The organism is Halomonas sp. 11-S5, from assembly GCF_029889825.1.
Classification (GTDB): Bacteria; Pseudomonadota; Gammaproteobacteria; order Pseudomonadales; family Halomonadaceae; genus Halomonas.
This window is the reverse complement of the sequence record NZ_JARANW010000026.1, coordinates 12,395-24,602: the sequence shown is the minus strand read 5'-3', so window position 1 is coordinate 24,602 and position 12,208 is coordinate 12,395. Positions and strand designations below refer to the sequence as shown.

Below are 12,208 nucleotides of genomic sequence, written 5' to 3'. Positions count from 1 at the left end.
GCGTGCCTAGAAGCCGTCGATGCCGGCCTCGCCCAGCCGCCGCGCCAGGGCCCGCACCTCGGGATGGGCGAAGAAGTCGACCAGCGCCGTGGCGCGACCGGCGCCCACCCCGGGCAACGCCGACCAGGCGCTGCGGTCGTAGCCGATCAGGGTCACCCAATCTGCCGGCAGAGCGGCCTCGACGCCAGGCGGCGCCCCCAGCGCCTGCAGCCAGCGGGGAAACGCTGCCGCCCGCGTGGTCTCGAAGGCAGCCCTCAGGGCCCCGGCACGAACCTCGCCGATGCCGTGGGCGCGGCGCAACGCCCGTTCGTCCAGGGCCAGCCAGTCGAGCAGGCCGGTGACCAGCCCCGCCTCGACCAGCGACTGCCAGGTGCCCGGCCCCACGCCGGGCAGGTCGAGCCCCTGCGGGCCGCCCAGCCAGGCCAGGCGCTCGAGGAACTGCGCCTCGCAGTCCGGCAGCGGCCGGAAGCAGCTCAAGGCGTGGTAGTCAGCCGCCGCGGGTGGGACGATCGCCGGGCGCTCGGCGGCTCGCCAGGCCACCGCCTCCAGCCGGGGAATCGTCAGGCCGGCCAGGGCGATCACCACCTGGTCGCCGGGACGGATGTCGAGCTCGCGCCAGCGCGCCAGCGACCCCAGGCCGACCCGGCGGATCGTGCGGCCCGCCAGCGCGACGGGATGCAGGTGCAGCAAGGGCGTGATGCGCCCGGTACGGCCGATGCGGAACTCGACGCCGCGCACCTCGGCGAGCGCCTCCCGAGGCGGATGCTTCCAGGCCGCGGCCCAGCCCGGCGGCTCGGCCCGCCACGCCTGCCCGGGCGGGCGGCTCCCCTGGCGCAGCACCACGCCATCCGTGGCGAAGGGCAGCGGGCCGCGATACCAGCGCTCCCGCCACCCGGCCACCTCTTCCAGGGTCTCGACCCGGCGGGTCAGCGCAACGGCCTCGCCGAAGCCCAAACGCCTCAGCCCCTCGAGCCGCTCGCCCATGTCTCGAGGACCATCCGGCCAGTCCCAGACGAACAGGCCGATGCGGCGCGCCGCGTCGGCCTCCAGGGCATCGCGCGCCATCAGCCCGGCCACCGCGCTGCGTGCCCCGGCCGTGCCCGCCTCGGCCTGGACGTGATCCGCCAGGCGCAGATGGAGCTCGCCCTGCAGGACCACATCGATGGCCTCCGGCAGCCGCGCGGGGATCGCCGGGAGGCGGCGGGCCGCCGCCGTCCAGTCCTGGCCATGCTGACCGTCCCCACGGCTGACCGCCCGCGCCAGACGCCCCTGCTCATAGGCCAGGGTCACCGCCACGCCGTCCACCTTGGGCTGCACCCAGACGTCGTCGCGGCGCGCCAGCCAGCGGCGCACCGCGGCCTCGTCGGCGAGCTTGGCGAGCCCGGTCTGGGCAACGGGATGGCGCACCGGGCCGGCCGGCCGCGAGTCGTCGCGCGAGGCGTCTACGTCCAGCCCGGGAAAGCAGCGCTGCCAGGCCGCGAGCCGCTCCCGGGCCTGCTCATAGACATCATCGGAGACCGGCGACTCGCCCCGCCGGTAATAGGCGTCGTCCCACCCGGCCAGCCGCTCGGCCATGGCGGCAAGCTCGCGCTCGGCCCGCTCGCCGGACCAGTCGGGACAGGCCATGGCCAGGGACGGGATAAACGCGATGGCAAGGGCCAGCAGCCAGCTGGCCAGGTAACGGGGCATCACAGCAGCTCCCACGCAATGTCTGCCCTGACCATAGCAGCAGGCCCCGCATGGCGCTGCCAGCGGGACCTGTCATCGCCTGTAGGCGATATCCTACAGGCCGGCGGCCTGGCGCAGGGCGTGGGCGCGGTCGATCTTCTCCCAGGGGAAGGCCGTGAAGGTCTCGGTATGCGCCTGGCCCTGGGTGTCGGTCCAGCGGTAGCGGGTCTCGAAGGGCTCGCGACCGAAGTGGCCGTAGGCCGCGGTCAGCTGGTACATGGGATGCAGCAGGTCGAGCATGCGGGTGATGGCGTTGGGCCGCAGGTCGAAGTGCTCGCGCACCAGCGCGATGATGCGTGCGTCGTCCACCCGGCCGGTACCGAAGGTGTTGACGGAGACCGAGGTGGGCTCGGCCACACCGATGGCGTAGGAGACCTGGATCTCGCACTTGTCGGCCAGGCCGGCAGCGACCAGGTTCTTGGCCACGTAGCGGCCCGCATAGGCGGCGCTGCGGTCGACCTTGGAGGGGTCCTTGCCGGAGAAGGCGCCGCCACCGTGGCGGGCGGTGCCGCCGTAGGTGTCGACGATGATCTTGCGCCCGGTCAGGCCGCAGTCACCCACCGGGCCGCCGATCACGAACTTGCCGGTGGGGTTGATGTGGTACTGGGTGGTCGCGGTCAGCCACTCGGCGGGGATCACCTGCTCGATGATCTCGCGGCGCACCATCTTGCGCAGCTCCTCCTGGTCGATCTCCGGGTCGTGCTGGGTGGAGAGCACCACGGCATCCACGGCGCAGGGCTTGCCCGCCGCGTCGTAACGGAAGGTCAGCTGGCTCTTGGCGTCGGGGCGCAGCCAGGGCAGCAGGCCATGTTTGCGCAGCTCGGCCTGACGCTCCACCAGCCGGTGCGCATAGTGGATCGGCGCCGGCATGTAGGCGTCGGTCTCGTTGGTGGCGTAGCCGAACATCAGGCCCTGGTCGCCGGCGCCCTGGTCCTCGGGCTTGGTGCGGTCGACGCCCTGGGCGATGTCCACGCTCTGCTTGCCGATCAGGTTGAGCACGCCACAGGTCTCGCCGTCGAAGCCGACGTCCGAGGAGGTGTAGCCGATGCCGGTGATCACCTCGCGCACCAGCGCCTCCAGATCGACCCAGGCCGAGGTGGTAATCTCGCCAGCGACGATGGCCACGCCGGTCTTGACCAGGGTCTCGCAGGCCACCCGGGCGTTCTTGTCGCGGGCGATGATGGCGTCGAGCACCGCATCGGAGATCTGGTCGGCAATCTTGTCCGGATGCCCTTCGGACACGGACTCGGAGGTGAACAGAGAGTATTCGCTCATGGCGTCCTCGGCCCTCTTCGTATCGGCAATAGGCAGTCGCGAAGTCTACACGCTGCGACTCCCCCGGGCATCCACGATTTGATGCAGGGCGGCAAGTCGGCGACAATAGACGCCCAAATTCGACCGCGACGCCCCGTCTCGCGGCGTCACCCAGCCAGAAGTCACGTCCGGCCAAGTCCCCCCTGGCCCGTCCGTGTCGTTGCCTACTTTCTGCCGCAGGCGAGGAGCTTCCCATGCCGTCCCGTTTCGAACTGGCCAATGCCATACGCGCCCTGTCCATGGATGCCGTCCAGAAGGCCAAGTCCGGCCACCCCGGCGCCCCCATGGGCATGGCCGACATCGCCGAGGTGCTGTGGAACGACTACCTCGTCCACAACCCGGCCGACCCGCACTGGCCCGATCGCGACCGCTTCGTGCTCTCCAACGGCCACGGCTCCATGCTGCTCTACTCCCTGCTGCACCTGACCGGCTACGAGCTCGGCCTCGAGGAGCTGCAGAACTTCCGCCAGCTGCACGCCAAGACCGCCGGTCACCCGGAGTACGGCTATGCGCCGGGCGTCGAGACCACCACTGGCCCGCTGGGCCAGGGCCTGGCCAACGCCGTGGGCATGGCGCTGGCCGAGCGCACCCTGGCGGCCCAGTTCAACCGCCCCGGCCACACCATCATCGACCACCACACCTACTGCTTCGTCGGCGACGGCTGCCTGATGGAGGGCATCTCCCACGAGGTCGGCTCGCTGGCCGGCACCCAGGGCCTGGGCAAGCTGATCACCTTCTACGACGACAACGGCATCTCCATCGATGGCGAGGTCGAGGGCTGGTTCACTGACGACACCGCCAAGCGCTTCGAGGCTTACGGCTGGCACGTGGTGCCCAACGTCGACGGGCACCAGCCCGAGGAGGTCAAGGCCGCCATCGAGCTGGCGCGCAGCCACGATGACCGGCCGAGCCTGATCATCTGCAAGACCATCATCGGCTTCGGCGCCCCCAACAAGCAGGGCAAGGAGGAGTGCCACGGCGCCGCGCTCGGCGACGAGGAAGTGGCCGCTGCCCGCAAGCAGCTCGGCTGGCCGCATGCTCCCTTCCACGTGCCCGAGGAGATCTACCAGGGCTGGGATGCCGCCGAGGCCGGACAGGCCCGCCAGGACGCCTGGCAGGAGCGCTTCGCGTGCTACGCCGAGGCCTTCCCGGAGCTGGCCCGGGAATTCCAGCGCCGCCTCAAGGGCGACCTGCCGACCAGCATCACCAGCGAGGCGATGATCGAGGCCGCCCAGGCCAAGGGCGACAGCGTGGCCAGTCGCAAGGCCTCGCTGGCCTGCCTCGACGAACTCGGCCCCCAGATGCCCGAGCTGCTCGGCGGCAGTGCCGACCTGGCCCCCTCCAACCTGACCTTCTGGAAGGGCGCCCAGGCGATCAGCGTCACCGAGCCGGGGGGCAACTACCTGCACTACGGGGTGCGCGAGTTCGGCATGGGCGCCATCATGAACGGCATCGCCGTCCACGGCGGCTTCGTGCCCTATGGCGCCACCTTCCTGATCTTCATGGAATACATGCGCAACAGCCTGCGCATGGCGGCGTTGATGGGCCAACAGACGATCTACGTCTTCACCCACGACTCCATCGGCCTGGGCGAGGACGGCCCCACCCACCAGCCCATCGAGCAGCTGACCACCCTGCGCTCCACCCCCAACCTCGCCACCTGGCGCCCCTGCGACAGCGTGGAGACCGCCGCCGCCTGGGACGTTGCCATCAAGCGTCGCTCCGGCCCCACCGCCCTGGTCTTCTCCCGCCAGAGCCTGCCGCACCAGGCGCGCAGCCGGCAGCAACTGGCCGACATCCAGCGCGGTGGGTACGTATTGAAAGAGAGTATCCTCAAGGACAAGGTGGTGACGCCTGACCTTATCCTGATCGCCACCGGCTCCGAGGTCGGCCTGGCCATGGACGCCGCGGCCCGGCTCGAGGAACAGGGCCGCGCGGTACGCGTGGTCTCCATGCCCTCCACCGACCTCTTCGACCGCCAGGACGCCGAGTATCGCGAGGCCGTGCTGCCCGCCGCCGTCACCGCGCGCCTGGCCGTCGAGGCCGGCCATCGCGACTTCTGGTACAAGTACGTGGGGCTGAACGGTGCGATCGTCGGCATGACCACCTTCGGCGAGTCCGCCCCGGCCGGCGACCTGTTCAAGCACTTCGGCTTCACCGTGGACCACGTGGTTGCCGAGGCCTCAATCCTGCTGGACTGAGCCCGTCAGGCGATAGCCGCTCCCCCTGTCCCGAACGCAAGCGGGCCCGGCAGATGCCGGGCCCGCGCTTGCGTTGGTGGCCACCATCGCGTTAGGCGAGGGTCACTTCCGGTGACAGGTAGACGTCCTGGATGGCGTTGAGCAGCGCGACGCCCTCGGCCATGGGCTTCTGGAACGCCTTGCGCCCGGAGATCAGCCCCATGCCCCCGGCACGCTTGTTGATCACCGCGGTGCGCACCGCCTCGCCGAGGTCGGAGGCGCCCTTGGAGCCACCGCCGGAGTTGATCAGCCCGGCACGGCCCAGGTAGCAGTTGGCCACCTGGTAGCGCGTCAGGTCGATGGGGTGGTCCGAGGTCAGCTCGTCGTAGACCTTGGCATGGGTGTGGCCGAAACCGATGTCGCGGTAGCCGCCATTGGTCTCGGGCAGCTTCTGCTTGACGATATCGGCCTTGAGGGTGGCCGCCAGGTAGTTGGCCTGGCCGGTCAGGTCGGCGGCCACGTGGTAGTCGGTGCCGTCCTTCTTGAAGTCCGGGTTACGCAGGTAGGCCCAGAGCACCGTGACCATGCCCAGCTTGTGGGCGCGCTCGAAGGCCTCGCTGATCTCCATGATCTGGCGACGGCTCTCGTGGGAGCCGAAGTAGATGGTCGCCCCCACGGCCACGCAGCCCATCTCGAAGGCCTGCTCGACCTGGGCGAACAGCGTCTGGTCATAGATCGCCGGGTAGCTCAGCGTCTCGTTGTGGTTGAGCTTGAGGATCATCGGTATCCGGTGGGCGTAGCGGCGCGCCACGGCGGCCAGCCCGCCGAGGGTCGAGGCCACGGCGTTGCAACCGCCCTCGATGGCCAGCTCGACGATGTTGGCCGGGTCGAAGTAGCGCGGGTTCGGCGCGAAGGAGGCCCCCGCCGAGTGCTCGATGCCCTGGTCCACCGGCAGGATGCTGAGATAGCCGGTGCCAGCCAGGCGGCCATGATCGAAGAGCGCCTGCATGTTGCGCAGCACGTTGGGACGACGGTCGCTCGGGGCCATCACCCGGTCAACGAAGTCCGGGCCGGGCGGGTGTATCGTCTCGGCGGGCACGCCACGGCAGACGTGTCCCAGCAGGGTGTCGGCCTCGCTGCCCAGCAGCTTGGTGATATCGCTCATCTCACTCCTCTCCTTGGTACCGGTGAATGCGCACTTCCCAGCGTAGGGGAAAATCGTACCCAGCGGGCGCCCTGCTGGCAAAACCGGCGAGTTCGCCAGAGCAGACGTCGATGGCGCAAATGCGCTAGAATCGCCTCTTCGTGTTTCCCGGCTCCGGAGTCCCTGTCACCCCCCATGGCCCTTCGCATCGCCATCAACGGATACGGCCGCATCGGCCAGTGCGTACTGCGCGCCCTCGTCGAGAGCGAGGCGTCACGCCACCCCGCACACGACGAACCGCAGCTGGAGATCGTGGCGATCAACGAGCTCTCGGACCTCGCCACCATCGCCTACCTGACCCGCTACGACACCACCCATGGCCGCTTCCCCGGCAGCGTGGCGGTGGAGGGCGAGCGTCTGGTGGTGAACGGCCGGGCCATCCGGGTGCTATGCGAGCCCGACCCGGCGAGACTGCCCTGGGCCGAGCTCGGCATCGACTTGGTGCTGGAGTGCTCCGGCAGCTTTCGCGACCGCACCACCGCCGAACGCCATCTCGCCTCCGGCGCCGGCCGGCTGCTGTTCTCCCAGCCCGCGGAGAGCGACGTCGATGCCACCATCGTCAGCGGCATCAACGACCATACCCTGGCCGCGCACCACCGCATCATCTCCGCGGCCTCCTGTACCACCCACTGCCTGGTGCCGGTGCTCACCGTGCTCGACGAGGCGCTCGAGATCGAACACGGCGTGACCACCACCATCCATTCGGCGATGAACGACCAGCCGGTGATCGACGCCTACCACCAGACCGACCTGCGCCTGACCCGCTCGGCGATGCACTCCATCGTGCCGGTGGACACCGGGCTGGCGCGCGGCATCAACCGCCTGATGCCCCACCTGGCCGGCCGCTTCGAGTGCCTGCACATGCGGGTGCCGACCATCAACGTCTCGGCCATGGACCTGTCGATCTGCGTGCGCCGCGACACCACGGCCGAGGCGGTCAATGCCCTGCTGCGCGAGGCGAGCCGTGACCGCCTCGCCGGGCGGCTCGGCTACACCGAGGAGCCGGTGGCCTCGGTCGACTTCAACCACGATCCGCGCTCGGGTATCGTGGACGCCACCCAGACCCGGGTGGCCGGTGGCCGCCTGATCAAGCTGCTGTGCTGGTTCGACAACGAATGGGGCTTCGCCAACCGGATGCTCGATGTCGCCCGGCGCCTGGCCGCCCTGCCCCCGGCACCGCCCGATACCCCCGACAGATGACGTCCCTTCGGCTTTCCCCAGACGAGGAACCTGCTCCCATGAACGTGCGCAAGATGACCGACCTCGACCTCAACGGCCAGCGCGTGCTGATCCGCGAAGACCTGAACGTGCCCGTCAAGCACGGCAAGGTGACCAGCGACGCCCGCCTGCGGGCCAGCCTGCCAACCATCCAGGCCGCCCTGGACGGCGGCGCCCGGGTGATGCTGATGAGCCACCTGGGCCGTCCCACCGAGGGCGAGCCGGCCGAGGCGTTCTCGCTGGCCCCGGTGGCCGAACACCTGAGCGAGCTGTTGGGCCGCCCGGTACGCCTGGTCGCCGATTACCTGGGCAGTGACGTCACGGTCGCCGACGGCGAGGTGGTGCTGCTGGAGAACGTGCGCTTCAACTCGGGCGAGAAGAAGGACGACGAGGCGCTCGCCCGGCAGTACGCCGCGCTCTGCGACGTCTTCGTGATGGATGCCTTCGGCACCGCTCACCGCGCCCAGGCCTCCACCCATGGCGTGGCGCGCTTCGCCCCCACCGCCTGTGCCGGCCCGCTGCTGGCCGCCGAGCTCGACGCCCTGGAGAAGGCGCTCGCCACCCCGGCACGCCCCATGGTCGCCATCGTCGGCGGCTCCAAGGTCTCCACCAAGCTCGAGGTCCTCAATGCGCTTTCGGAGCGTTGCGATCAGCTGATCGTCGGCGGCGGCATCGCCAACACCTTCATCGCCGCGGCCGGCTACAACGTCGGCAAGTCGCTGCACGAGGCCGACCTGGTCGACCAGGCCAAGGCGCTGATGGCGAGGGTCGAGATTCCGCTGCCCTCTGATGTGGTGGTGGCCACCGAGGTTTCCGAGTCGGCCGAGGCCGTGGTCAAGCCGGTCGACCAGGTGACCGACGACGAGATGATCCTCGACATCGGCCCGGAGACCGCCGGCCGCCTGGGCGGCCTGCTCAAGGATGCCGGCACCATCCTGTGGAACGGCCCGGTGGGCGTGTTCGAGATCGACCAGTTCGGCAAGGGGACCGAGGCGCTGTCGCGGGCCATCGCCGAGAGCAACGGCTTCTCCATCGCCGGCGGCGGCGACACCCTGGCGGCCATCGACAAGTACGCCATCGAGGCCCAGGTCTCCTACATTTCCACCGGCGGCGGCGCCTTCCTCGAATACGTGGAAGGCAAGACCCTGCCGGCGGTGAAGGCCCTGGAAGACGCCGCCGCACACTGAGCCACCCGCTCCCTCGAACTCCACTATCCGGCGCGGCCGCAACGGCCGCGCCGTCATGACGTCCTATCTATACAGAACAGGTGAATCCATGGCTCTGATCAGCATGCGCCAGCTGCTGGACCACGCCGCCGAGCATGGCTACGGCGTGCCGGCCTTCAACGTCAACAACCTCGAGCAGATGCGCGCCATCATGGAGGCCGCCGACGAGACCGACTCGCCGGTGATCGTCCAGGCCTCCGCCGGCGCCCGCAAGTATGCCGGCGCCCCCTTCCTGCGCCACCTGATCCTGGCCGCCGTGGAGGAGTTCCCGCACATCCCCGTGGTCATGCACCAGGACCACGGCACCAGCCCCGCCGTCTGCCAGCGTTCCATCCAGCTCGGTTTCTCCTCGGTGATGATGGACGGCTCCCTGGGCGAGGACGGCAAGACCCCGATGGACTACACCTACAACGTCGACGTCACCCGCCGCACCGTGGAGATGGCCCACGCCTGTGGCGTCTCGGTGGAGGGCGAGCTGGGCTGCCTGGGCAGCCTGGAGACCGGCATGGCCGGCGAGGAGGACGGCATCGGCGCCGCGGGCAAGCTGGACCACGACCAGCTGCTCACCGACCCGGAAGAGGCCGCCGACTTCGTCAAGGCCACCGGGGTCGACGCCCTGGCCATCGCCATCGGCACCAGCCACGGCGCCTACAAGTTCACCAAGCCGCCCACCGGTGACACCCTCTCCATCCAGCGCATCAAGCAGATCCACGAGCGCATCCCGGAGACCCACCTGGTGATGCATGGCTCCTCGTCGGTGCCCCAGGAGTGGCTGGAGATCATCAACGAGTTCGGCGGCAAGATGCCCGAGACCTACGGCGTGCCGGTCGAAGAGATCGTCGAGGGCATCCGCCACGGCGTGCGCAAGGTCAACGTCGACACCGACCTGCGCCTGGCCTCCACCGGGGCGGTGCGCCGCTTCCTGGCCGAGAACCCCGCCGAGTTCGATCCGCGCAAGTTCCTCAAGGCCTCCACGGCGGCCATGAAGGCGATCTGCAAGGCGCGCTACGAGGCCTTCGGCACCGCCGGCCAGGCCAGCAAGATCACGCCGATCGACCTCGAAGCCATGTACCTGCGCTACGAGCGCGGCGAGCTCGACCCCAAGGTATCGTGATCCCGTCAGCCTGAACCGTCAGGGCGGCCCCAAGGGGCCGCCCTTGTCGTTGCGCGCCAGGCATCGCCGATGCCGCATCGCACCATTCAAGAACACTGTTCACAAAAAAGGGAAACTGGGCTTTAATATTGGGCAGGAAGACCCGACATCTGTAACAATGAGCATATAACGTTCTGATTCTTCGTGAGGCCCGGTGATGGCACGCCCCCTCTGCCTGCTCTTCGATTGCGACGGCACCCTGGTCGACAGCGAGCCACTGCTCGCCGACGAGATGTCGTCGAGCCTGACCGACGCCGGCCTGCCCTTCCAGGCCAGCGACTACATGGGAGAGTTCCGCGGGGCCCGCTTTCGCCACATCGTCGCCGAACTGGAGCGCCGCCACGGCCACGTGGACCCGGCGCGACTCGACACCCTCGAGTGTCGCATGCGCGCCAACCTCAACCGACGCCTGGCCAGCGAGCTGATCGCCATCAATGGCGCCACCGAGGCGCTGGCCGCTCTCGCCGGCCATCCCATGGGGGTGGTCTCCAATGGCCCGGAGAACAAGATCCGTACCTCGCTCGAGGCCACCGGGCTTGCCGAGGTATTCGGCAAGCGCCTGTTCAGCGCCTATACGGCCAACTGCTGGAAGCCCGACCCCTGCCTGTTCCGCCATGCCGCCAGCCTGATGGGCTTCGCGCCGGAGGAGTGCGTGGTCATCGACGATGCCCTGGTGGGCGTCAGGGGCGCGCTGGCGGCCGGTATGACGGTGATCCACCTCAATCGCTTCCCCGACGTCGAGGAAACGCCGGAGGGGGCCATCATGATCAGCAACATGTTCCAGCTGCCCACGGTGATCGGCCACCTGGAGAGTGGCCGCGCCCTGGCTGCCCACGCCTGATATCCACCGCTCCTCCTGCCACACCGCCTGTGGACAGCGGCCGCGGATGCAGAGCGCCCGCCGCAGGATTATCATCGGCCGAATATTCTCCAACACGAGGAGGCCGACATGGCATCCCTGAAGGATCAGCTCGGCGGCCTGGTCTACTCCACCGAACATGGCGATACCTGCCCGGAGTGCCGCCGGCCCCTGGCCGAGTGCGAGTGTGCCGAGCTGGCCGAACGGGCCCGTCTGGCCGAGCTCGACGGCATCGTGCGCATCCGCCGCGAGACCAGCGGCCGCAAGGGCAAGGGCGTGACCACCCTCGAGGGCATCTCGCTGCCCGAAGGCGAGCTCAAGGCTCTGGCCAAGCAACTGAAGAAGCGCTGCGGCACCGGCGGGGCGGTCAAGGAGGGCGTCGTCGAGATCCAGGGCGACCACCGCGAGCTGCTCAAGGGCGAACTCGAGAAGCGCGGCTACCGGGTCAGGCTGGCCGGCGGTTGATGCCTCGGGGCGCGCCGCCCGCCAGCAGCTCGCACAGCGAGGCCAGGGCCTCGGCCGGGGCGTTTACCTTCAGCGCATAGAGCGCATCGGCCCGGGTGCGGCCGAGGTTGAGACAGGCGATGGGCCGGCCCTCCCGGGCCGACGCCCGGGCGAAGCGGAAGCCGGAAAAGACCATCAGCGAGGAACCCACCACCAGCAGCGCATCGCTCTCGCCCTGCAGGGTGAAGGCGACCTCCACGGTGGTGCGCGGCACGCTGTCGCCGAAGAACACCACGTCGGGCTTGTAGATGCCGTCGCCGCAGCGCGTGCAGTCGGGCACCCGGAACCCCGAGAAGTCGGCCTCCAGGTCGGCGTCGCCGTCCGGGCCCGCCCGGGCGCCGGCCTCCAGCCAGTGCGGGTTGCGCTCGGCCAGCTCGGCATGCAGGTCATGGCGCATGCGCCGGGCACCGCAGCCCATGCAGCGCACCATGTCGGCACGGCCGTGCAGGTCGATCACCCGCCGCGAGCCGGCCCGCTGGTGCAGGCCATCAACGTTCTGGGTGATCACCCCGCTGACATGGCCCAGCGCCTCGAGCCGCGCCAGGGCCGCGTGGGCCGCATTGGGCCTGGCCTCCTGCAGGGTACGAAAGCCCACCAGGGCCCGTGCCCAGTAGCGCTGGCGCGCCGCATGGCTGGCCATGAACACCTGGTGCTGCATGGGCGGCGGGCGCTTCCAATCGCCATGGTCGTCGCGATAGTCGGGAATGCCGCTGGCGGTGCTGATGCCGGCGCCGGTAAGTACCGCCAGGCGCGGGTGCCGCGCGACGAAGTCGGCAAGCGCCTCAAGATCACCGGAGGTGCCACTCAGAACCTGATTCACAC

The 12,208-nt window shown here is 69.5% G+C and carries 10 protein-coding genes; 6 read left to right on the top strand and 4 right to left on the bottom strand.

Annotated features, from left to right (window positions below; genetic code table 11):
* Positions 1-6: 6 nt before the first annotated feature.
* Positions 7-1,689: an NAD-dependent DNA ligase LigB gene (gene ligB, locus OP497_RS14860; protein ID WP_280549767.1), complete on the bottom strand. Its 1,683-nt coding sequence runs from the start codon at positions 1,687-1,689 to the stop codon at positions 7-9.
* 93 nt (positions 1,690-1,782) lie between these two features.
* Positions 1,783-3,003 carry a methionine adenosyltransferase gene (gene metK / locus OP497_RS14855; RefSeq protein ID WP_280549765.1) on the bottom strand — a complete coding sequence of 407 codons (1,221 nt, stop codon included), beginning with the start codon at positions 3,001-3,003 and terminating at the stop codon, positions 1,783-1,785.
* A gap of 233 nt (positions 3,004-3,236) precedes the next feature.
* Here metK and tkt point away from each other — a divergent pair, with 233 nt between their 5' ends.
* On the top strand, positions 3,237-5,243 hold the full coding sequence (gene tkt / locus OP497_RS14850; protein ID WP_280549763.1) for a transketolase: 2,007 nt from the start codon (positions 3,237-3,239) through the stop codon (positions 5,241-5,243).
* 91 nt (positions 5,244-5,334) lie between these two features.
* Here tkt and OP497_RS14845 read toward each other — a convergent pair whose 3' ends face one another.
* A complete protein-coding gene (locus OP497_RS14845; RefSeq protein WP_280549760.1) occupies positions 5,335-6,387 on the bottom strand; it encodes a class I fructose-bisphosphate aldolase in 1,053 nt (350 codons plus the stop codon).
* A 174-nt stretch (positions 6,388-6,561) separates the two neighbouring features.
* Between OP497_RS14845 and OP497_RS14840 the strand changes: the two genes are divergently transcribed.
* From OP497_RS14840 to OP497_RS14820, 5 genes are all read left to right on the top strand, one after another.
* Positions 6,562-7,626 carry a glyceraldehyde 3-phosphate dehydrogenase NAD-binding domain-containing protein gene (locus OP497_RS14840; RefSeq protein WP_280549758.1) on the top strand — a complete coding sequence of 355 codons (1,065 nt, stop codon included), beginning with the start codon at positions 6,562-6,564 and terminating at the stop codon, positions 7,624-7,626.
* 38 nt (positions 7,627-7,664) lie between these two features.
* Positions 7,665-8,831: a phosphoglycerate kinase gene (locus tag OP497_RS14835; RefSeq protein ID WP_280549757.1), complete on the top strand. Its 1,167-nt coding sequence runs from the start codon at positions 7,665-7,667 to the stop codon at positions 8,829-8,831.
* Between the two features lie 88 nt (positions 8,832-8,919).
* Entirely contained in the window at positions 8,920-9,984 is a 1,065-nt protein-coding gene (gene fba, locus OP497_RS14830) for a class II fructose-bisphosphate aldolase (protein ID WP_280549756.1), read from the top strand.
* 196 nt (positions 9,985-10,180) lie between these two features.
* Positions 10,181-10,864, top strand: a complete 684-nt coding sequence (locus OP497_RS14825) for an HAD-IA family hydrolase (protein ID WP_280549755.1) — start codon at positions 10,181-10,183, stop codon at positions 10,862-10,864.
* Positions 10,865-10,972: 108 nt separating this feature from the next.
* Positions 10,973-11,347 (top strand): translation initiation factor Sui1, encoded by a 375-nt coding sequence (locus OP497_RS14820; protein WP_280549749.1) that lies wholly within the window; start codon positions 10,973-10,975, stop codon positions 11,345-11,347.
* Here OP497_RS14820 and OP497_RS14815 read toward each other — a convergent pair.
* On the bottom strand, positions 11,328-12,206 hold the full coding sequence (locus OP497_RS14815; RefSeq protein WP_280549747.1) for an NAD-dependent protein deacetylase: 879 nt from the start codon (positions 12,204-12,206) through the stop codon (positions 11,328-11,330). The genes OP497_RS14820 and OP497_RS14815 overlap by 20 nt on opposite strands.
* Positions 12,207-12,208: the final 2 nt, after the last annotated feature.